Raw genomic sequence first — 21051 nt, 5'->3', positions numbered from 1 at the left:
CTCAGGCGTCGAGCAACCAGTCGTTGGGTGAGAACAGCTCGAAGTGGACCTTCTCCGCCGGGACCCCGGCCGCACGGAGCTGCTCCCGCACCGCGTGGAGGAACCCGTTTCCCCCACACAGGTAGACGTCCGCCTCCTCCGGTAGTTCGACCTGGGACAGATCCATCCTTCCCGCGCGCGCGTCGCCCGCATCGGTCTCGTACCAGACGTCGAGGGAACCGTTCTCCAGACTGCCCACCAGCGAGTGCATGTCGGTGCGCAGCGGATGTGTGGCCGGGGACCGATCCGCGTGCAGCACCAGCGTCGGTCGAGCCGGAGAGTGCGTCGCCAGATGGTCGAGGATGCCGATCATCGGGGTGTCGCCGATGCCCGCGGAGATCAGTACGAGCGGAGTGGTCGCCTCGGTGTCGATCGTGAGGTCACCGAAAGGCAGGGTCACATCGATCTCGTCACCGATCTGGACGTTGCGGTGCAGCCACGTGGAGACCTCTCCGGCGGGATGGTCGCCCACCGGATCGACGCGGCGGACCGCGAACGACAGTCGGCCGGCCGCGGGCGCCCCGACGAGGCTGTACTGGCGCAGTTGCCGGGCCCCGTCGCCCAGCACCACGCCGACGGACACGTACTGCCCCGGGCGGAACGCGGGGAGCGGCGCGCCGGGGTCGGTGGATTCGACGACGAAGACCACGACATCCGCGCCGTCGACCCGCCCCACCACAGTATTTTCGACCCGCCCCACCACTGTGTCATCGACCCGCCCCACCACCCGGTCATCGACCCGCCCCACCACCCGGTCATCGACCCGCCCCACCACCCGGTCATCGACCCGCCCCACCACCCGGGCCCGGCGGAAGACGTCCCCGTCCGGCACCCCCGCCTCCTCGTACAGCCCCCTCTCGAACGCCACCAGAGTCTGCGCCATCAACCAGTAGACGCGGTCCCAGGCTGCGGCGACATCCGCGGTGACGACGTCGGCGCCCAGGACTTCGACGATGGCCGAGAAGAGAGTGTCGTGCACGACCTGGTACTGGTCCTCGGTGATGCCGAGGGAAGCGTGCTTGTGGCCGATCCGGGACAGCAGATCCGCGGGGTTCGGGAGGTCCGGATCCACCAGATGTGTCGCGAACGTCGCGATCGACGCGGCGAGGGCACGCTGCTGCGCGCCCTGCGCCTGATTGCCGCGGTTGAACAGATCCCGGATGAGACTCGGGTGGTGGGCGAAGAGTGTCCGGTAGAAGACCCGGGTGATCTCGTCGACGTTCGCGCCGACGAGGGGCAGCGTGGCCCGCACGATCTCGGCGTGCTCGGGTTCGAGTTCCGGCTTGACGGTGAGAACTGTGGTGGCTGTGGCGCTCATGACTGTCCTTCGTGTGTGGGCTGTGTTCAGGACTGGACTGGGTTCAGGACCGGACTGGGTCGGGACCGGGCCGGGATCAGGTCGCCGCTCGCCGGGAATCGGCGAACAGATGCAGCAGATCGACAGTCGACGAGGTGACGAGTTCCGCGAGTGTGTAGCGGTCGAGTTCGCGATGGAACGCCTCCTGCGCGTCGGCCAGCGCGCGGCGGAGCCGGCACGCACCCGCCAGCGGGCAGGGATGCTCGCCCTCGCAGCGGACGACCTCCCGGTCGCCTTCCAGGCGTCGCACGAGCCATCCGACGGAGACGGTGCGGCCGGCCTCGGTGATGAACAAGCCCCCGCCCCGCCCCCGGTGGGATTCGACGAGACCGAGTTCGACGAGCCGGGTCACCGCCTTCGCGACGTGATGCTCGGAGGCATTGACCTGCCTGGAGATCAGGCGGGTCGTCACGCGCGCGTCGGCCTCGGCGCTGACGGCCAGGCGCATCAACGCCCGCAGTCCGAGATCGGTGAACCGTGAAAGCTGCATGGCGCCGAAGCTACTTATTCCGCACCGCGGATGCGCCTTTCCCGGGAGTGCTCTCGATTACGCTCCGACGTGCGGTTTTTCCACCTGCAGTGATGCCTGAACGTCCCTTGGGAAAGGGACTTTCGACCCACGTCCGGGCGGGCTCGAATCGGTGCCCCGGACGACGGCCGCCGTCAGAGTCCACAGACGACCGCCGTCGTCAGAGTCCACAGACGACCGCCGTCGTCAGAGTCCACAGACGACCGCCGTCGTCAGAGTCCACGGACGACCGCCGTCGTCAGAGTTGCTGGGCAGCCTTCTCGGCGGCCTGAGCCTGCGCCACCTGCTCCGGGGTGAACCGGATGAAGAGCGCCGCGACACCCGCGATCACCGCGCAGACCGCACACCCGACGAGCGCGAACGTGTAGCCCTCGCCGAGGGCGACGATCTGCGCCGCCGTCATGTCCACCGTCGCGCCCGACGTCCCCCCGAGCGACAGGGTCCGCGACGTGGCCATGGCACCGATCACGGCGAGCGCGAGCGGCCCGCCGAGGGTCTGGGCCACCTGGGCGATCGCCGCGAGCGGCCCGATCTCCGTCTCCGGAACACCGGCGATCGCGCACAGCGGCAGCGGGACCACCGCGAGGCCGACACCGAATCCGATGCCGATGATCGGCACGAACAGGTTCGCGAGGTAGGTGGCCGAGCCGTCGAGCGTCGAACCGTACAGCAGGCCCACGATCATGATGATCGCCCCGGCAACCACCAGCCAGCGCGGCTGGATCCGCACCACCAGTTTCGAGGCCACCGCAGCCGCGGTCCCCAGACCGAACGCGAAGGGCACGAACGCGAGACCGGCATTGAGCGGTGAGTATCCGAGGATGTCCTGCACGAAGAGGGCGACGAACGCAGCGAGCGAGAACATCACCGCCCCGGCGAAGAAGATCGACACGAACGTCGCCACCCGGTTCTTGTCGGTGAACAACGAGAACGGCAGCAGCGGATTCTCCGCTCCGCGCTCGACGATCAGGAAGGCCGCGAACAGCACGAGGCCGACGACGAAGGAGCCGATGACGAAGGGGCTCGTCCACCCGAGTTCCGGCCCCTCGCTGAGGCCGAACACCACCAGGGTCGCCGCGCCGGTGGCCAGGATCGCGCCCGGCACGTCGAGGACGAGACGCTGCGCCGAGGTCTCCCGCAACGCCCGGACCGCCATCGCCACGATCGCGATACCGATCGGCACGTTGATGAGGAAGATCAGTCGCCAGGAGACCTCCGTGAGGGCACCGCCGAGAATCAGGCCCGCGATCGATCCCACGCCCGTCATCGCGGCGAAGATCGCGATGGCCTGGTTGCGTGCCGGTCCCGCGGCGAACGTGGTCGCCACCAGCGCGAGCGCGGTCGGCGACGCCACCGCGGCGCCCACACCCTGCAGGAAACGCGCAGCCACCAGGGTGAACTCGTTGATTGCGAGACCGCACAGCAGAGAGGCGACGGTGAACAGCGCGACCCCGCCGATGAACATCTTCTTCCGCCCGAAGGCGTCGCCGAGCCGGCCGCCGAGCAGCATCAGGCCACCGAAGGCCAGGGCATAGGAGGTCAGCACCCAGTTCCGGCCGGCGTCGCTGAGGCCCAGGTCGGACTGCAGGGGCGCCAGCGCGAGGTTCGCCACGGTCCCGTCGAGGACCACCATCAACTGGAGGCCGCTGAGGACGATGATCGCCAGGCCGATCACACTCGTGGCGGCAGCCCGGGCGGGCGAGACAGCGCTCTCGGTGGCCGCGTCCGCGGCTCGGGAATCAGACACGAGAGTTCACGTTACCCATCGTCTCGGGAAAATCCCGCGACGGTACCGACGACGACGATCGCCGGAGGACGGATCGCCTCGTCACGCACGCGCTGCGCCACGGTCGCCAGATCGGCGCGGACGGTGCGCTGTGTGCGCAGGGTGCCCTCCTGCACGACGGTCACCGGGGTCTCGGGAGGCCGCCCTCCGGCCACCAGGGCGTCGGCGAACAGGCCGATGCGTTCGACGGCCATGAGCAACACGAGAGTTCCCCGGAGCCGAGCCAGCGCAGGCCAGTCCACGAGAGAATCCGGATGGTCCGGCGCGACGTGGCCACTGACCACCACGAACTCGTGCGTGACGCCGCGGTGGGTGACCGGGATCCCGGCCGCGGACGGCACCGAGATCGCGCTGGTGATACCCGGCACGACCGTGACCGGGACACCGGCCGCGGCGCAGGCCTCGAGTTCCTCGTAGCCGCGACCGAACACGTACGGGTCACCGCCCTTGAGCCGGACGACGAACTTTCCGGCCCGGGCGCCCTCGATCAGCGCGGTGTTGATGGCCTCCTGGGCCATTGCCCGCCCGTACGGGATCTTCGCGGCATCGATCACCTCGACGTCGGGTCCGAGTTCGGCGAGCAGTTCCGGCGGGGCCAGCCGGTCGGCGACGACCACGTCGGCGCGGGCGAGCAGTCGCCTGCCGCGCACGGTGATCAGGTCGGGATCGCCGGGACCGCCGCCGACGAGCGCGACACCCGGCGCGGGAGGCTCGTCGGTGTCGCTGAGGGCCCCGGACTGCAGTGCCTCGAGTACCGCGGTGCGGACGGCCGCGGAGCGGCGGTGGGCTCCCCCGGCGAGGATGCCGATGCTCAGGCCGTCGTAGCTCGCGCTCGCAGGGGTCACCGCGGTGCCTTCGCGCGCGTTGTCGGCGCGAACGCAGAAGACGTGCCGCTCCTCGGCCTCGGCCACGACGGCGGCGTTGGTCTCCGGTTCGTCGGTGCACGCGATCGCGTACCAGGCACCGTCCAGGTCACCGGGCCGGTAGTCGCGGACCTCGACGGTGATCTGGCCGGACGTGGCCATGCCCTCGACCGCCGGCGTCACCTCGCGGCTCACGACGTGCACGCGCGCGCCCGAGGCCACCAGCAGGCCCAGGCGGCGCTGCGCGACGGAGCCGCCGCCGACCACGACGACACGTCGGCCGTTCAGGTCGAGACCGACCAGATAATTCGACTCCCCTGAGGCAGCGCTCACGTGCTCTCCCGTTCCCACTCCACGACCGTCACGAACTCAGGAAACTTTACGGGCCGCCGCAACGGTCACCGAACGGTACGACCGTTTCGGAACGACGAGCGGCCCCCCGCCCGCGGCGAGGATCGCCGCGGCTTCGGCCACGGCGGGCGATCCGACGGCATCGCGTACCCGTTCGGACGGTGTCGGAACGGCCACCGCGGCCAGGTCGGTGGCGGCGAAACCGCGGATCGGCACGCTCCGGCGCCGCGCCACCTCGACCAGGGCCGGGTGGTCGACCCGGCGGTCGAGGGTGGCGATGCCGAGCACCTCGTCGGTGCCGTCGAGGATGCCGAGCGCCGCCTCGATCTCGTCGGCACTCGCCTCGGGACGTATTCCGACCCCCACCCAGATTCCCTCCGGCACCTTGCCGACTCCCGGCGCCTTCCTCACTCCCGGTCGCTCCCGGCCGCCCAGGCGCGGGCTGCGTCGACGAATCGCCGAATCCCTTCCGGATGGCCCGCAGGATGGGTGTGCAGGTACGACGCGTGCACGCCCGCGTGCCCGGACCCACCGACGAACCCCTCGAGCACCGGGGCGCCGTCCACGCCGCGCCAGCCCCACGCCGCGTCGAATCCCACGGCGGACGGGGAGTCGAGAGCGGTGCGGTGGAACTCGTGGCCCACCACCCGGGTGCCCGCGGGAAACACCGACGAGTCGGCCACCGCCACCGCGTCGCGGTAGCCGAGTGTCAGCGGAGACGCGAAACGCGCGGCGACGTCGATGACGCCACTCATGGCGTGACCGTCCAGCATCGCGGTGAGGTAGAGCAGGCCCGCGCATTCGGCGTGGATCGGCCCTCCGGCCGCGGCATGGGCCCGGAGTTGACCGCGGAGGGTGTCGTTGGCGGCGAGGTCGGCGGCGTGCTCCTCGGGGAAACCTCCGGGCAGGACCACCCCGGAGGTGCCGGGTGGAAGCCGGTCGTGCACCGGATCGAATACGACCACCTCGGCACCCGCCGCTTCCAGCAGCTCCCGGTGCTCGACATAGCCGAACGTGAATGCGCGTCCGCCCGCGACGGCGACGACCGGGCGGGTCGTGTGCCCGCCGGTCGCCGCCCGCGCCGGGTGGGCGGCCACCTCGACGGCGGGGTCCCAGACCGGCCCGTCCGGGCCGGCGGAGGCGATCGCGCGGATCGCGGGGATGTCGAGCGTGCGGGTCGCGAGGTCGGTCATCGCGGCCACCGCCCGAGTGGCGGACAGACCGTGCTCGGCGGCGGGGATCAGCCCCAGATGACGTGAGGGCACCTCGAGTTCCGCCAGCCGGGGCACCACGCCGAGCACCGGGAGCCCGACGCGTTCGCACGCCTGGCGCAGCACCTGCTCGTGTCGTGCACTCCCCACCCGGTTGAGCACGACACCGGCCAGCCGCACGCTCGCGTCGAACGTGGCGAATCCGTGCAACAGCGCCGCCAGCGACTGGCTGTGGCCGCGGGCGTCCACGACGAGCACCACCGGCGCGCCGAGCAGGGTCGCGACGTGCGCCGTCGAGCCGTGCGCCACCGGAGCCGTCGCCTCGGCGTCGATCCGTCCGTCGAACAGCCCCATCACGCCTTCGACCACGGCGAGATCGGACCCGGAGGCCCCGTGGCGGAACAGCGGCCCGATGCGTTCCGGGCCCACCATGACGGGATCGAGATTTCGGCCGGGCCGACCCGCCGCGAGGGTGTGATAGCCGGGATCGATGTAGTCGGGACCGACCTTGAAGGGCGCCACGACGACGCCGGTGGCCCGAAGCGCTCCCATCAGCCCCGTCGCGATCGTGGTCTTCCCGCTGCCCGAGGCGGGCGCCGCGATCACGACAGCGGGAACCGAACCGCTCGGACTCGGCCCCGCTGTCACCACTCGATGCCCCTCTGGCCTTTCCGGCCCGCATCCATCGGGTGCTTGATCTTGGTCATCTCGGTGACGAGGTCGGCGACCTCGAGAAGCTCGGGTGGTGCGTCCCTACCGGTGACGACGACGTGCTGTTTTCCGGGACGCTCACTCAGCACCCGCACGACGTCCGCGACGTCGACCCACCCCCACTTCAGCGGGTAGGTGAACTCGTCGAGCACATAGAAGCGGTGCCGCTCCTGCTCGATCCGGCGCGCGATCTCGTTCCATCCCTCTGCCGCCGCGGCCGCATGGTCGTCCTCGGTGCCCGCCTTGCGGCTCCAGGACCAGCCCTCGCCCATCTTGTGCCACTCGACGGCGCCGCCCTCACCCGTCTCCTCGTGCAGCCGTCCGAGGGCGCGGAACGCGGCCTCCTCCCCGACCTTCCATTTCGCGCTCTTCACGAACTGGAACACTCCGATGTCGAACCCCTGATTCCAGGCTCGCAACGCCATCCCGAACGCCGCGGTGGACTTGCCCTTTCCCGGACCGGTGTGCACGGCGAGAACCGGAGCGTTGCGGCGCTGCCGCGTGGTCAAACCGTCGTCGGGTACCGTCACGGGGATACCTCTGGGCACGTCGACTCCTTCACTCTGCGAGGGAACTGGGGGCCAGGCTGTGGGGTCAGGCTGCGGCGCGAACGACGCCCGCGACCTGCTGAGCGGACATCTCGGTGAGGCGGACGTAGCCACCGCGCTGGGCGCGGGCCAGGTCCACGGCGAGCCCGAGGCGCACCATGCCGGTCTCGCAGTCGACGGTCACCGACGCCGCACCGGATTCGCCGAGCAGGCGGGCCGCCGCCCTGGCCTTCTCCACGGCGTCGCGGGCACCGGTCGCGCGGCCGTCCGTCAAGGTCACCACCAGCGCCCGGCGTGCGGGGTCACGCAGACGCTCCCGGGCCACCACCTCGCGGGCCCGCAGAAATCCTTGCGCGAGGGGCGATTTCCCGCCCGTACGCATCGAGCGGAGGCGGCGCACGGCAATGTCGACGGACGACGTCGGCGGCAGCACCACGTCCGCTGCACTACCGCGGACCACGATCACCGCGACCTTGTCCCGCCGCTGGTAGGCATCGCGAAGCAGGGAGACGACGGCCCCGGTGACAGCCGAGATCCTCTCTCGCGCCGCCATCGACCCGGAAGCGTCGACCACGAAGATCACCAGGTTGCCCTCGCGGCCCTCGCGCTGCGCCCCGCGCAGGTCCCGCGCTTCCAGGCGCAGCCGTCCGGAGGCTCGGCCACGTTCCCCCTGGTGCGGCACTGCCGCGAGCACTGTACCCACGAGATGAATTCCGCCGGAAGGGCTCTCGATGGCATGGACCGCGCGGCCGCGGTTCGACCGGGATCGGGAACGGCGGCCGGGAGCCCCGTCGCCGACCCCGGGAACCTCGAGCAGCCGCGTCCGGAACTCACTTCCCGGAGGAGCGGCAGGACGTTCGCCCGGTTCCGGGGCTCCCCCGCCGTCCGGACCGTCGGGGTCCGGGTCCGGCTCGCCCTCGGGTGACGGAGAATCGTCCGCCCCGTCGGCCTCGGGAGGCCGCGGTGCGGCGTCCGGGTCGGTGTCGGGGTCGGGGTCGGAACGGGGCGGTTCCTCCTCCCGGGCCGCGTCGTCGGCGCGGTCGAGAGCGTCGTCGAGTTGTCGGGGGTCCAGGCCCGGTTCGTCGAAGGGGTCGCGGCGACGACGGTGCGGAAGTGCGAGCTCGGCGGCCACACGCACGTCGTCCGCCTCCACCCGGGTACCGCCGCGCCAGGCCGCGTGCGCCACGGCGGTGCGCGCGATGACCAGATCGGCGCGCATCCCGTCCACGTCGAACGCGGCACACAGCGCGGCGATCCGGCGCAGTTCGGTGTCCGGCAGGTCCACGCCGGTGAGCCGGCCCCGCGCGGTGGCGATCTCGGCGGCCAGCGCGGCGTCTTCCGGCGCGTATCGAGCGGCGAACGCGGCCGGGTCGCGTTCGTACGCCATCCGGCGGCGCACCACCTCCACCCTCTCGTCGACGTCCCGGGACGCGGCGACGTCGACGGTGAGCCCGAACCGGTCCAGCAGTTGCGGACGCAGTTCTCCCTCCTCCGGGTTCATGGTGCCGACCAGCACGAAGCGTGCCGGATACGACAGCGAGATCCCGTCCCGCTCGACGTGCACACGGCCCATGGCGGCAGCGTCCAGGAGCACGTCCACGAGGTGATCGTGCAGCAGGTTCACCTCGTCGACGTACAGCACGCCGTCATGGGCTCCGGCGAGCAGGCCGGGAGCGAACGCCTTCTCGCCGTCCCGCAGGACTCGCTCGAGATCGATCGAACCGACGACGCGATCCTCGGTGGCACCGACCGGAAGCTCCACCAGCCGCGCGGGCCGCTCCCGTCCCTCCGTGACGACGGGCGGGAGGAGTGTCGTGAGAGCGCGGACCACGGTCGACTTGGCCGTCCCCTTCTCGCCGCGCACCAGCACACCGCCGATACCCGGATGGACGGCACACAGGATCAGCGCGAGCCGGAGTCGATCCTGACCGACGACGGCGCTGAACGGGTAGGTCGCGTCCGGGCCGGCCGCGTCGGCGGCGATCTCCACCGGCCCGCGGGGCGGGGCTGCGGGCACGGGCACTTCTGACGACACGGTGACATCCCTTCACCTCCCGGTGTCCTCGCCGGGAGCTCGGCTGGTGCGGACGTCGCAGCGATCTGGCTCGGACCGTCCGGCCTGCGGCCGGAACGGACGTCACAGTGGCGGGACCGCGCCTGATTCGAACAGGACTTCCCTGCGAGGCATCCACTCAGCACAGTAGTCGCCGTGCGGGCTCATCCCGCCGCGGGTGCACCTCCACGGCGCATCGGCACGTGCGGGATGCCGTCTTCGACGAACTCCTCGCCGTCGCGTGCGAAACCGTACTTGGCGTACATGTCGACGAGGTAGGTCTGCGCGTTGATCCGGCACACGTCCTCGCCCACCTCCGCCAGCGCGGCGCGCAGCAACCGGGTCGTGTGACCCTCGCCCCGGAACTCGCGCGCCGTGCACAGGCGCCCGATGCGGTAGGACGTGACACCGTCACCGTGTTCCTCGAGCAGACGCAGGGTGCAGATCACCCGGCCGTCCTGTTCCAGCCAGAAATGGCGTGTCTGGGCCAGCAGGTCGCGACCGTCGAGTTCCGGATAGGCGCAGGACTGCTCGACGACGAAGACCTCGACCCGCAGTTTGAGCAGCTCGTAGAGGGTCTTCGTGTCGAGATCGAGTGCCCAGGAACGTTTCAGCGCCGCGGTTGCCGTCATGGGCAGCCACTATGACACATGGCGGCAGCCCGTGCGGTACGACCGGACGGCATCACACCGGTGCCCCGTCGTCAGACCGCGGCGCGCTCGCGCACCCGATCGAGTTCGAGTTCCTTGGTGCTCCAGTCCCAGACCTGACGGAACAGGTCCGGGTTGTCGGAGAGCTTGACGCCCAGCGACGGGACCATCTCCTGGAGCTTCGGCTTCCATGCCTCGTACTCGCGCGGGAAGCACCGCTGCAGGACGTCCAGCATCGCGGGCACGGCAGTGGAGGCACCGGGCGAGGCACCGAGCAGGCCCGCGATGGTTCCGTCCTCGGCGTTGACGACGGCCGTGCCGAACTCGAGCACCCCGCCCTTGCCCTTCGCCCTGCGGATGACCTGCACTCGCTGACCGGCGACGATCAGCTCCCAGTCCTTGCCCAGCGCCTTCGGGACGAACTCGCGCAGAGTCTCGATGCGGCCGTTCTCGGTCTTGGCGAGCTCGCTGACGAGGTACTTGACCAGACCCAGCTCACTGACACCGACACCGAGCATCGACAGCAGGTTGTTCGGCTTGACCGAACCGGGCAGGTCGGTGACGCGGCCTTCCTTGAGGAACTTCGGCGACCATCCGGCGTACGGTCCGAACAGCAGGCCGGGGCGGTGTCCGATGACGCGGGTGTCCAGGTGCGGTACGGACATCGGGGGCGCGCCGACCGCGGCCTTGCCGTACACCTTCGCGTGGTGCTCGCCGATGAGTTCGGGGTTGGTGCAGCGCAGGAAGGCGCCGCTGACGGGGAACCCGCCGAAGCCCTTCGCCTCGGAGATCCCCGACTTCTGCAACAGGTGCAGCGCCCCGCCACCCGCGCCGACGAACACGAACTTGGCACGGATCTTCTTCTTCGCACCGGTCCGCCGGTTGACGACCTTGACCGTCCAGCTGCCGTCGGATTCCTTGCTCAGACCCTTGACCTCGTGACCGAAGTGGACGCTCGCCCCGGACGCGCCGACATATCCGAGGAGTTGCTTGGTGAGGGCGCCGAAGTCGACGTCGGTGCCGTCCTGGCTCCAGTTGAGGGCGACCGGATCCGAGAAGTCACGGCCCTTCGCCATCAGGGGAAGCCGACGGGAGAACTCGGCGGCGTCGTCGATGTACTCCATACCGGCGAACAGGGGGTGTCCGGCCAGCGCGTCGTAGCGGGCGCGCAGGTACTTCACGTCGGCTGCGCCGTGCACGAAGCTCACGTGCGGGATGGGGTTGACGAACTCCTTCGGCTCGGTGAGCACGCCGTTCTCGACCGCGTACGACCAGAACTGGCGCGAGACCTGGAACTGTTCGTTGACATTGACCGCCTTCGCGATCTCGACGGACCCGTCCGGGTTCTCCGGGGTGTAGTTGAGTTCGCAGAGCGCCGAGTGGCCGGTCCCGGCGTTGTTCCACGGGTCGCTGCTCTCGGCGGCGACGGCGTCGAGACGCTCGAAGACCGTGATGGACCAGTCCGGCTGCACCTGGCGCAGGATCGCTCCCAGCGTGGCGCTCATGATGCCCGCGCCGACGAGCACTACGTCGGTCTTCGTCTCTACCGCGTTCTTGTCAGACACTGGAGAATCGACTTCCTGTCCCTTTGCCGTGCGCAGTCACCTGCCGTATTCGACAGACAGGTTACCCGTGCGTTCACCCGTGATCGTTCTCCCCCAATTGTGCCCTCGACGGCGGCCCCGGAATACAGCGATGACCGTGTGATTGTGGCTACTGTGTGCTGGTGAGCAACTGGGAGCCCGACGTCCTCGGCGACGGATACGAACAACTGACCATTCCGCTCGGAACCGACCCGGACGACGAGGGCGACGTCGCCGCCACCCTGGTCCGCTACCAGCCCGAGGCGGTCACGGAACGGACCGGTCGCGCCGTGCTGTACGTGCACGGGTTCACCGACTACTTCTTCCAGAAGCACCTGGCGGAGCATTTCGCCGCGCAGGGATATGCCTTCTTCGCTCTCGACCTGCGTAAATGCGGTCGCTCGCTGCGGCAGGGACAGACCGCGCACTACGTCTCCGATCTGTCTCTCTACGACACCGAACTCGATGAGGCGGTCCGCCTCGTGCGCGAGGACACCGGCAACGGAGACGTCCTGCTGGTGGCGCATTCGACCGGCGGGCTCGTATTGCCACTGTGGCTCGACAGTCGCCGTCGTCGCGGCACTCCGGTGCCCGGTGTCGCCGGAGTGATCCTCAACAGCCCCTGGTTCGATCTCCAGGGACCGTCCTACTTCCGCAGCGTCGGCACCGTCGCGGTCGACGCCGTCGGCCGGGTACGCAGCAGGTCCGTCGTCCCCACGGGCCTGTCGGAGGCATACGGCGCCAGCCTGCACGCCGACCGTGGCGGCGAGTGGCACTACAACCTGGACTGGAAGCCGCTCGGCGGCTTCCCCGTGACGTTCGGGTGGCTGCGGGCCGTGCGGCGCGGTCACGCGCAGTTGCACCGCGGCCTCGACATCGGCGTGCCCGCGTTGATCCTGCGATCGAAGAAGACCTACTTCTCGCCGGGGTACGACCCGCGGGTCGACACCGCCGATGCCGTTCTCGACGTCAAGCAGATCGCCCGCTGGGCCGGCTGCCTGGGCGACCGCACCACGATCGTGCCGATCGAGGGCGCCCGCCACGACGTGTTCCTGTCGTCGGAGGAGCCGCGCGCGAAAGCGTTCGACGAGGTGGACATGTGGCTCGAGTGGCTGCACGCCCACGCCACCGCGGCAGCGGACTGACTCCGGAAGATGTGGCGGCAGTGACACACTTCGACATCGCGGTCATCGGATCGGGTTCCGGTAACACCATGCTGGACAAGCGGTTCCGCGACACGAAGACCGCGATCCTCGAGGAGGGCACGTTCGGCGGGACGTGCCTGAACGTCGGGTGCATCCCGACGAAGATGTTCGTCTACGGCGCGGACGTCGCGCGCACGATCGAGTCGGCGGCCACGTTCGGGGTCGACGCCAGGCGGGACGGCGTGCGCTGGCCCGACATCGTCTCCCGGGTGTTCGGGCGCGTCGATCCACTGTCGGAGGCGGGGGAACACCAGCGGGACGTGCTGCACTCGAACGTCGCCCTGTTCCGCGGTCATGCACGATTCGTCGGCCCCCGGCGCCTCGATACCGGAACCGGCGAGGTGATCACCGCGGACCAGGTCGTGGTGGCCGCCGGCTCCCGGCCGATCGTGCCCGAGGTGGTCCGGTCCGCCGGTGTGCGCTACTACACGAACGACGACATCATGCGGATTCCCGAGTTGCCCGGGCACCTGGTGATCCTCGGGGGCGGATTCGTCGCCGCCGAGTTCGCCCACGTGTTCTCCGCGCTGGGCTGCCGGGTGACAGTCGTCGTCCGCGGCGAGAAGTTGCTGCGCCACCTCGACCGCGACGTGTCCGCGCGGTTCACCGAGATCGCCCGGGAACGATGGGACGTGCGCACCTCCCGCACCGTCGCTGCGGTACGGGAGGACGCGGGCGGGGTCGCGCTCACGCTCGACGACGGCGCGCAGGTGACCGGCGACGCCCTGCTCGTGGCGACGGGCCGGGTGCCCAACGGGGACCGCCTCGACGCCGCGGCCGGCGGCATCGAGCTGGCACCGGACGGCCGGATCGTCGTCGACGAATATCAGCGCACCACCGCGGAAGGGGTGTACGCACTCGGTGACGTGTCGTCCGCCTACCAACTCAAACACGTCTCGAACCACGAGGCGCGCGTCGTCGCCCTCAATCTGCTGCAGCATGCGTGGGCGGACCCGTCCGTCCTCACCGCGGCCGATCACCGGTTCGTTCCTGCCGCCGTCTTCACCGCTCCCCAGATCGCGTCGGTCGGCATGACCGAGACCCAGGCCCGCGCATCCGGTCTCGATGTGGCAGTACATATTCGGCAGTACTCCGACGTCGCCTACGGATGGGCGATGGAGGACACCGAGGGGTTCTGCAAGGTGATCGCCGAGCGCGGCACCGGCCGCCTTCTGGGCGCCCACGTTCTGGGTGCCCAGGCATCGACGGTGATCCAGCCTCTCGTCCAGGCGATGTCGTTCGGTCTGGACGCGCGCACGATGGCCACCGGCCAGTACTGGATCCATCCGGCACTGACCGAGGTGGTCGAGAACGCACTGCTCGGCCTCGACCTCTGAGCCCCTCCCCGCTGTCGGCACGGTAGCGGGATCAGGTGAGGAGAATCACCAGGGGCTGGTGCGCAGGACGATCTCGGTAGCGAACTCGGCGGCCGCGTCACGGGGGATGTCGGCGACGTCGTCCAGGTGCACGGCGCGATAGTCCGAGTAGACGCGGCGGGCGGTGCCGCCGTCGTCGTCGGCAGCACGGCCGAAGACCACGGTGGTCGGAACCTCCACGGCGGGACAATCGGGCACCCGGGCCACCCCGTCCGCCCCCGGTACAGCGGGATGCGGCCGGTCCGCGACCACCAGGCTCGCGAACCGACCGAACCGGCGGGCCGCGAGCAGCCACGCGAGATCGGCGCCCTCACCAGTGCCGACGAGGTTGACCCAGGCGACTTTCAACTCATCGAGGAGAGCGAGCACCGACTCCTCACTCAGCCCCGTCACCGACTCCGGAACCACCGTGCGCAGATCGGAACTGTGCAGTCGTTCGCACACCGCGTCGAACACCCCGGGGTCGTCGCCGGCGGACGGCAGCAGCAGCACGACGTGCCGGCTGTCCGGCCCGTCCAGGCGTACCGGGCAGGTCGAATCGCCGACTGCGATCTGGGTGATCTCCATGCGTCGAAAATACGCGACGGGACTCGGCTTGCGCCGCCTCCCGCTCGGCTCTATGGTTAGTTACATGAGTAATGAACCACCCAACCAGGGAGGGTGAGAGCGTGATCGAGGACGGCAAGCCGCTGTTCCTGCAGATCGCGGAGATGATCGAGAACTCGATCATCGACGGCTCACTGCCCGAGGAGGCCCAGGCTCCCTCGTCGAACGAGTTGGCGGCGTTCCACCGGATCAACCCGGCCACGGCCGCGAAAGGCCTGAACCAACTGGCTGCCGACGGGATCCTCTACAAGAAGCGGGGAATCGGCATGTTCGTGACGTCTGGTGCACGCGACGCATTGAGGTTCCGTCGCAGAGAGCGCTTCGCCCGCCAGTACATCGATCCACTCGTCGCCGAGGCAGACAAGCTGGGCCTGGGAATCGACGAACTCAAATCCATGCTCGACCAACGAGAGGGGGCGCGATGAGCGCCGCAACCATCGACCCGACTCGCCTCGACACCGAGATCGTCGCGTCGACGCGCGGGCTGACCAAGAAGTTCGGGTCGGTCACGGCACTCGACGATGTCACGCTCGACCTGCGGGAGAACAAGATCTACGGCCTGCTCGGCCGCAACGGCGCGGGCAAGACCACCCTGATGCAGATCATGACGGGCCAGGCGTTCCAGACCTCGGGTGAAGTCCACGTGTTCGGGAGAACCCCGCACGAGAACACCGAGGTCCTGCGGGGTGTGTCCTTCATCAAGGAGAGCCAGGCGTATCCGACCGACTACAAGGTCGCACACGTCCTCGCAGCGGCCCGGCACCTGCTCCGCGACTGGGACGAGCAATTCGCGCAGGAGTTGTTGCGCGACTTCGACCTTCCGACGGATCGTAAGGTCAAGAAGCTCTCCCGCGGCATGACCTCGGCGCTGGGCGTGATTCTCGGACTCGCCTCCCGCGCGCCACTGACGTTCTTCGACGAGCCGTATCTGGGACTCGATGCCGTTGCGCGCCAGTTGTTCTACGATCGTCTGCTCGCCGACTACGCCGAGCACCCCCGCACCGTGGTGCTGTCCACCCACCTCATCGACGAGGTCGCCGACCTCCTCGAGCACGTCGTGCTCATCGACCGCGGCCGGATCGTCGCCGACGCGGACGCGGAGGAGATGCGCGAATCCGCGGTGACGGTGTCCGGGTCGGTCGAGGACGTCGACTCCTTCGTCGGTGCCCGACCGGAACTTCGGCGCGAGTCCATCGGCAGCCACACCAGAGTGCTGATGCGGACGACCGATCACACCGAGGACGTCGCGCACGCGAAGGCCCTCGGGCTGACGATCGAGCCGGTCTCACTGCAGCAACTCATCGTCGAAACCACCAGCCTTCAGGGAAAGGACCCCCGATGATCAGCCGAGCCGTATCCGTCTCACGCATCCACACGGTGGCGTGGCCGCTGCTGCTCGCGTGGCCGCTGGGAATCCTTGCCGTCGCCTTCGCCATTCCGTGGGCGATCTTCGCCATCATCGACACCGGCCAGACGAGCAATTTCACGGGCAGCGTGTCGGCGCTACTGGGCGTGTGCCTCGCCTTCTACCTCAGTGCGATGACCCAGACGTTCCCGTTCGCGCTCGGAATGAGTGTCACCCGGCGCGACTATTTCTCCGCGACCCTGCTCGTCTCCCTCGTCCAGGTGATCGGCTTCGGCGGGCTCCTCTGGGTCCTGTCGCTGGTCGAGGACGCCACGGGCGGCTGGGGCGTCGACCTCCTCATGTTCGGCATTCCCGGAGTCTTCACCGACAGCCAGATCATCCAGCTGGCAACCTATCTGGCGATCATGGCGCTGGTCGCAGGGATCGGCCTGCTCGTCGGCGCCATCCAGCAACGCTGGCGCGTCACCGGGCTCTACTCGGTCGGTGCCGCCGTGCTCGTCCTCGGTGGTGCGGCGGCGGTCCTGGTGACCTGGATGGAATGGTGGCCGGCCGTCGGCAGCTGGTTCGCCGACAGCTCGCGCGCGGTGCCGATGGTGGCACTGCCCTCCGCACTCGCCGCGGCCTGTCTGGCGGGCGCGTGGGTGGTCATCCGGCGCGCGACCCCCTAGCACCCGGAGCGCAGCGCCGCTAGCACCCGGAGCGCAGCTCCGACGTGACCACGGGAAGCCCCCGTGGAACACCCTGATCGAGTAGCGCCAGGACGGCATCGACGTCCAGGTGCTGCTCGATCAGGTCGGCGAGCAGATCCAACTGCGCGGCGCGCACCGCCGCGACATCGGTGTCGCCGGCGGGAACGAACCCCGCCCGGCGAGAGTGTTCCGCGACGTCCTCGAGCAGGATCCGGCGGAAGCTGTCGTTCTCGAGCAACCCGTGCCAGTGCGTGCCGTACACGGCCCCGCGGACGCTTCCCTCCTGCACTCCGCCCGCGGTCTGTACCAGTGGCGCATCGCCGGAGTGCCGGACCTGACCGTGGTGGATCTCGTAGCCCGACACCGGGATTCCGTACGCATCTCCCGTCACCCGGGCGAGTGTCTTCGACTCGGCGTACTCGATCTCGAGGTCGAGGAGCCCGAGGCCGCGCACCCGTCCCCGCCCCGATTCGACGGAGTCGTCGAGGATCGTCCCCAGCATCTGGTATCCGCCGCAGATGCCCAGGACCGCCTTGTCCCGACGGGCGTGGGCGACCACGGCCTCCCCGATCCCGGTGCGCCGCAGCCACTCCAGATCGTCCACGGTCGCCTTCGTACCCGGCAGCACGATCAGGTCGACGTCCTCGAGCCGGGACGCGTCGTCCACCCAACGCACCGCCACACCCGGCTCACACGCGAGGGCCTCGACATCGGTGGAGTTCGAGATCCGGGGCAGACGCACCGCCGCGACCCGCAACCACTGCTCTCCCACCGGAGGTCCCGGGCGTCCCACCTGGGTGTCGGCGACTACTCCCAGCGAGTCCTCGGCGTCGAGCCACAATTCGTCCGTGTAGGGCAGCACGCCGAGTGTCGGTCGGCCCGTGAGGGTCGCGAGCTGTTCGAGCCCGGGCTGCAACAACGAGAGATCGCCACGGAACTTGTTGACCACGAACCCGGCGATCAGGCGCTGATCCTCGGGTGCGAGAACCGCGAGCGTTCCGAACAGATGCGCCAGCACTCCCCCGCGGTCGATGTCTCCGACCACTACCACCGGTAGGTCCGCGGCGCGAGCCAGGCCCATGTTCGCCAGATCCGTGCGGCGCAGGTTGATCTCGGCGGGCGAGCCGGCACCCTCGCAGATCACCGCATCGAAATCGGCGCGCAGGGAGGCGAGCTCCTCGGCGACGACGGCCCGCAGCCCGTCCCGGTGATCGATGTAGTCACGCGCACCCACCGTGGTCACCGCCCGCCCCCGCACCACCAACTGGGATCGCCGGTCACTGCCGGGCTTGAGCAGCACCGGGTTGAACCGCACACTGGGCTCGAGGCCACATGCACGGGCCTGCAGCGCCTGGGCCCGGCCGATCTCGCCGCCGTCCACCGTGACCACCGAGTTGTTGGACATGTTCTGCGCCTTGAACGGCGCCACCCGGACTCCCCGGCGAGCGAGAAGCCGGCACAGTCCCGCCACGACGACGCTCTTGCCGGCGTCGGAGGTCGCGCCGGCAACGAGCAGTGCGCCGCCCTGCCGGGATCCGGTCAAGGCAACGTGAGGATCTCGGCGCCGGTGTCGGTCACCACGATGGTGTGCTCGAACTGGGCACTCCACTTGCGGTCCTTGGTCACCACCGTCCAGCCGTCGTCCCAGATCTCGTAGTCCGCGGTACCCAGGTCGATCATCGGCTCGATCGTGAACACCATGCCCGGTTCGATGATCGTCTCGACGTTCGGCTCGTCGTAGTGCAGGATGACCAGTCCGTTGTGGAACGTCGTCCCGATCCCGTGGCCGGTGAAATCGCGCACCACCCCGTACTCGAAGCGGTTGGCATACGACTCGATCACCCGGCCGATCACGTTGAGGGCACGGCCCGGACGGACGGCCTTGATCGCCCGCATGGTGGCCTCACGAGTGCGCTCGACCAGCAGACGTGCCTCCTCCGACACGTCTCCGGCCAGGAACGTGGCATTGGTGTCGCCGTGGACCCCGCCGATGTAGGCGGTGACGTCGATGTTCACGATGTCGCCGTCCTGGATGACCGTCGAATCCGGGATGCCGTGGCAGATCACCTCGTTGAGCGAGGTGCAGCAGGACTTCCGGAAGCCCTTGTAGCCCAGCGTCGACGGATAGGCACCGTGATCGATCATGTACTCGTGGGCGATCCGGTCGAGTTCGTCGGTGGTGACCCCGGGAGCCACCGCCTTGCCCGCCTCGGCGAGCGCCTGCGCCGCGATGCGGCTCGCGACCCGCATCGCGGCGATGGTCTCCGGGGTCTGCACCCACGGTTCGTTGCCCTCCTGCGCGGTGGGCTTCCACGCGTATTCGGGTGCCTCGATACTCGAAGGCACCGAACGGACCGGAGAAAGGGTGCCGGGGGTCAGAGCGGTACGCACAGCCATGACCCCAGACTATGCGATAGCCTGCCAGGTCAGCGCGACCGGAGGACGAACCTCTGCACCTTGCCGCTCGGCGTCTTCGGCAGGGACGGCACGAAGTGCACGGTGCGCGGGTAGGCGTGCGCGGCGTACTTCTTCTTCACCAGCTGCTGGAGTTCCGCCTCGAGTTCGTCGGTGCCGTGCACACCCTCACGTAGCACGACGAATGCCTCGAGGACCTCGCCGCGCAGGTCGTCGGGGCGTCCGACCACGGCGGCCTCCACGATCGCCTCGTGCATCACCAGCACGCTCTCGATGTCGAAGGGCCCGATCCGGTAGCCGGCCATGATGATCACGTCGTCGTCACGGGCGGAGAAGTAGTAGTGCCCGTCCGCGTCGACGGAGCCGGCATCGCCGGTGAGGTAGTACCGGCCGTCGGCCGTGTACCGGCTCGCCGTCTTCTCCGGGGCGTCGACGTACCCGGAGAACCACAGCAACGGGCTGCGGCGGGTGTCGATGGCGACCCGTCCCGGGGTGCCCACCGGGGCAGGCTCGTCGGAGTCCTCCGCGAGGACGGTGCAGGCCCACCCGGGAAGCGGCCTGCCCATCGACCCGGCACGCACCTCCTCACGCAGACCGTCGGCCCATCCGTTCGCGACGAACATCCCGTGCTCGGTCTGACCGTAGTGATCACGGACCTCCACGCCGAGGTTCGCCCTCGACCACGCGACGACGTCGGGAGTGAGCGGCTCCCCCGCCGACGATGCCCGACGCAGCCGGATCGAGGCAGGGACTCCCGCCGGATCGGCAGCCAGGGAGCGATAGACGGTGGGAGCGGCCGCGAAGTTGGTGACGCCGAGCCGTTCGATCACCGTCCACGTCGTCGCTGCCGAGAATCCGGCATGCAGCAGGATGCTTCGTCGGCCCGCGGCCAGCGGTCCGAGAATCGCGTAGTAGAGCCCGTACGCCCACCCGGGGTCCGCGGCGTTCCAGAACACGTCGTCGGGCCGCACGTCCAGGCCGAACTCCAGATAGGCGTGGAACGAGGCGAGTGCACCGACCGGCACCGGCACTCCCTTGGGGGTGCCCGTGGTGCCGCTGGTGAACAACTGGACCAGCGGAGCGGAGCCGCCGGTGCGGACGGCGGCGGCGCGTGGGTCGTCGGCGCGGTGGGAGGCGAGCAGTCCCTCGAACGAGAGAGCGTCGTCGGCGAGCGCGCCGGCGACCAGGACCTGCCACGGCCGCCGCGCCGGCATGTCGTCACCGGGGGCGAGCTTGTGCCGCTGATCGGCGTCGACGACGACGACCTTGGTGGCGCTCGCCTCGAGCCGGAACGAGATCGCGGGCGGGGCGAAGGCGGTGAACAGCGGGACGTGCACCGCGCCCCGCCGCCAGATTCCCAGCAGAGCCACGACCAGATCCGCGGACTTGCCCATCAGGGTCGCGACCCGATCCCCCGGTTCGACCGACAGCGCAGCGAGCGCGGCAGCGAATCGGGCGGACCGCTCGCGCAGCTCCCCGAACGTGAGGTCGGTGGACGACAGATCGTCCTCCACCACCGTGAATGCCACGGCGTCTGCCGGATGACGGTCGCAGAGCAACTCGGCCGCGCACGCGTCCGGGGTGTCGTACTCGTCCAACAGCTCGCGGACGCGGGTACCTGCATCGGTGACCATTCGCCACTCCTCTTTCTGTTACCGAAGTCACCGCTATGCTCTGGCTCACAGACACTTCACCGCTACCCCCGGAAAGGGG

At 69.5% G+C, this 21051-nt stretch carries 19 protein-coding genes; 5 read left to right on the top strand and 14 right to left on the bottom strand.

Going from position 1 to position 21051, the window contains the following annotated elements; genetic code table 11:
- Nucleotide 1: 1 nt before the first annotated feature.
- From G4H71_RS22710 to mqo, 10 genes are all read right to left on the bottom strand, one after another.
- The gene (locus G4H71_RS22710) at nucleotides 2-1357 is read right to left on the bottom strand and encodes an NO-inducible flavohemoprotein (RefSeq protein WP_083343269.1); all 1356 of its coding nucleotides are present in this window, start codon (nucleotides 1355-1357) and stop codon (nucleotides 2-4) included.
- Nucleotides 1358-1433: 76 nt separating this feature from the next.
- Nucleotides 1434-1886: an RrF2 family transcriptional regulator gene (locus tag G4H71_RS19370; protein ID WP_072739549.1), complete on the bottom strand. Its 453-nt coding sequence runs from the start codon at nucleotides 1884-1886 to the stop codon at nucleotides 1434-1436.
- A gap of 277 nt (nucleotides 1887-2163) precedes the next feature.
- Nucleotides 2164-3558 (bottom strand): MFS transporter, encoded by a 1395-nt coding sequence (locus G4H71_RS19365; protein ID WP_169847186.1) that lies wholly within the window; start codon nucleotides 3556-3558, stop codon nucleotides 2164-2166.
- 125 nt (nucleotides 3559-3683) lie between these two features.
- Nucleotides 3684-4907, bottom strand: coding sequence for a uroporphyrinogen-III C-methyltransferase (cobA, locus tag G4H71_RS19360; protein WP_072739666.1), 1224 nt, complete (start codon nucleotides 4905-4907; stop codon nucleotides 3684-3686).
- 36 nt (nucleotides 4908-4943) lie between these two features.
- Nucleotides 4944-5336 (bottom strand): cobalamin biosynthesis protein, encoded by a 393-nt coding sequence (locus G4H71_RS19355; RefSeq protein WP_246441967.1) that lies wholly within the window; start codon nucleotides 5334-5336, stop codon nucleotides 4944-4946.
- Nucleotides 5333-6787, bottom strand: a complete 1455-nt coding sequence (locus tag G4H71_RS19350; RefSeq protein ID WP_072739552.1) for a cobyrinic acid a,c-diamide synthase CobB — start codon at nucleotides 6785-6787, stop codon at nucleotides 5333-5335. Before G4H71_RS19350 ends, G4H71_RS19355 begins: the two co-directional genes overlap by 4 nt.
- Nucleotides 6781-7395 (bottom strand): cob(I)yrinic acid a,c-diamide adenosyltransferase, encoded by a 615-nt coding sequence (cobO, locus tag G4H71_RS19345; RefSeq protein ID WP_072739554.1) that lies wholly within the window; start codon nucleotides 7393-7395, stop codon nucleotides 6781-6783. The genes G4H71_RS19350 and cobO overlap by 7 nt, the downstream gene beginning before the upstream one ends.
- 46 nt (nucleotides 7396-7441) lie before the next feature.
- A complete protein-coding gene (locus G4H71_RS19340; protein ID WP_246442910.1) occupies nucleotides 7442-9385 on the bottom strand; it encodes an ATP-binding protein in 1944 nt (647 codons plus the stop codon).
- 227 nt (nucleotides 9386-9612) lie between these two features.
- Nucleotides 9613-10080: a GNAT family N-acetyltransferase gene (locus tag G4H71_RS19335; protein WP_072739556.1), complete on the bottom strand. Its 468-nt coding sequence runs from the start codon at nucleotides 10078-10080 to the stop codon at nucleotides 9613-9615.
- 71 nt (nucleotides 10081-10151) lie between these two features.
- Nucleotides 10152-11663 (bottom strand): malate dehydrogenase (quinone), encoded by a 1512-nt coding sequence (gene mqo / locus G4H71_RS19330; RefSeq protein ID WP_072739557.1) that lies wholly within the window; start codon nucleotides 11661-11663, stop codon nucleotides 10152-10154.
- A 161-nt stretch (nucleotides 11664-11824) separates the two neighbouring features.
- Between mqo and G4H71_RS19325 the strand changes: the two genes are divergently transcribed.
- Complete coding sequence (locus G4H71_RS19325; RefSeq protein ID WP_072739671.1) at nucleotides 11825-12826, top strand: alpha/beta hydrolase; 1002 nt, start codon at nucleotides 11825-11827, stop codon at nucleotides 12824-12826.
- Between the two features lie 20 nt (nucleotides 12827-12846).
- The gene (mtr, locus tag G4H71_RS19320; protein ID WP_072739673.1) at nucleotides 12847-14223 is read left to right on the top strand and encodes a mycothione reductase; all 1377 of its coding nucleotides are present in this window, start codon (nucleotides 12847-12849) and stop codon (nucleotides 14221-14223) included.
- 45 nt (nucleotides 14224-14268) lie between these two features.
- Here the strand turns inward: mtr and G4H71_RS19315 are convergent, their stop codons facing one another.
- Nucleotides 14269-14829, bottom strand: coding sequence for an alpha/beta fold hydrolase (locus G4H71_RS19315; RefSeq protein ID WP_072739559.1), 561 nt, complete (start codon nucleotides 14827-14829; stop codon nucleotides 14269-14271).
- 101 nt (nucleotides 14830-14930) lie between these two features.
- On the opposite strand from G4H71_RS19315, the gene G4H71_RS19310 reads away from it, so the two are divergent.
- The 3 genes from G4H71_RS19310 to G4H71_RS19300 are packed head-to-tail and all read left to right on the top strand — an operon-like array spanning nucleotide 14931 to nucleotide 16902.
- Nucleotides 14931-15293: a GntR family transcriptional regulator gene (locus G4H71_RS19310; protein WP_072739675.1), complete on the top strand. Its 363-nt coding sequence runs from the start codon at nucleotides 14931-14933 to the stop codon at nucleotides 15291-15293.
- Nucleotides 15290-16210: an ABC transporter ATP-binding protein gene (locus G4H71_RS19305; RefSeq protein WP_072739560.1), complete on the top strand. Its 921-nt coding sequence runs from the start codon at nucleotides 15290-15292 to the stop codon at nucleotides 16208-16210. The genes G4H71_RS19310 and G4H71_RS19305 overlap by 4 nt, the downstream gene beginning before the upstream one ends.
- Nucleotides 16207-16902, top strand: coding sequence for an ABC transporter permease (locus tag G4H71_RS19300; RefSeq protein WP_072739562.1), 696 nt, complete (start codon nucleotides 16207-16209; stop codon nucleotides 16900-16902). Before G4H71_RS19305 ends, G4H71_RS19300 begins: the two co-directional genes overlap by 4 nt.
- Nucleotides 16903-16921: 19 nt before the next feature.
- On the opposite strand, the gene G4H71_RS19295 is transcribed toward G4H71_RS19300, so the two are convergent.
- The 3 genes from G4H71_RS19295 to G4H71_RS19285 are packed head-to-tail and all read right to left on the bottom strand — an operon-like array spanning nucleotide 16922 to nucleotide 20972.
- Nucleotides 16922-18466 (bottom strand): cobyric acid synthase, encoded by a 1545-nt coding sequence (locus tag G4H71_RS19295; RefSeq protein ID WP_072739564.1) that lies wholly within the window; start codon nucleotides 18464-18466, stop codon nucleotides 16922-16924.
- Nucleotides 18463-19320, bottom strand: a complete 858-nt coding sequence (map, locus tag G4H71_RS19290; protein ID WP_072739566.1) for a type I methionyl aminopeptidase — start codon at nucleotides 19318-19320, stop codon at nucleotides 18463-18465. Before map ends, G4H71_RS19295 begins: the two co-directional genes overlap by 4 nt.
- Nucleotides 19321-19349: 29 nt before the next feature.
- Entirely contained in the window at nucleotides 19350-20972 is a 1623-nt protein-coding gene (locus G4H71_RS19285) for an AMP-binding protein (protein ID WP_072739568.1), read from the bottom strand.
- Between the last annotated feature and the right edge of the window lie 79 nt (nucleotides 20973-21051).

This window comes from Rhodococcus triatomae, assembly GCF_014217785.1.
GTDB classification, from domain to species: domain Bacteria; phylum Actinomycetota; class Actinomycetes; order Mycobacteriales; family Mycobacteriaceae; genus Rhodococcus_F; species Rhodococcus_F triatomae.
The sequence above is the reverse complement of the archived record's forward strand: the minus strand, read 5'-3'. Positions and strand labels throughout refer to the sequence as shown.

Bases quoted from the DNA above. Each gene is read 5' to 3' on its own strand.
- G4H71_RS19335 (WP_072739556.1), bottom strand. From the start codon at position 10,080: ATGACGGCAACCGCGGCGCTGAAACGTTCCTGGGCACTCGATCTCGAC.
- G4H71_RS19370 (WP_072739549.1), bottom strand. From the start codon at position 1,886: ATGCAGCTTTCACGGTTCACCGATCTCGGACTGCGGGCGTTGATGCGC.
- G4H71_RS22710 (WP_083343269.1), bottom strand. From the start codon at position 1,357: ATGAGCGCCACAGCCACCACAGTTCTCACCGTCAAGCCGGAACTCGAA.
- map (WP_072739566.1), bottom strand. From the start codon at position 19,320: ATGGCTGTGCGTACCGCTCTGACCCCCGGCACCCTTTCTCCGGTCCGT.
- G4H71_RS19315 (WP_072739559.1), bottom strand. From the start codon at position 14,829: ATGGAGATCACCCAGATCGCAGTCGGCGATTCGACCTGCCCGGTACGC.
- G4H71_RS19305 (WP_072739560.1), top strand. From the start codon at position 15,290: ATGAGCGCCGCAACCATCGACCCGACTCGCCTCGACACCGAGATCGTC.
- G4H71_RS19300 (WP_072739562.1), top strand. From the start codon at position 16,207: ATGATCAGCCGAGCCGTATCCGTCTCACGCATCCACACGGTGGCGTGG.
- G4H71_RS19365 (WP_169847186.1), bottom strand. From the start codon at position 3,558: ATGGTGGTCCTCGACGGGACCGTGGCGAACCTCGCGCTGGCGCCCCTG.
- G4H71_RS19285 (WP_072739568.1), bottom strand. From the start codon at position 20,972: ATGGTCACCGATGCAGGTACCCGCGTCCGCGAGCTGTTGGACGAGTAC.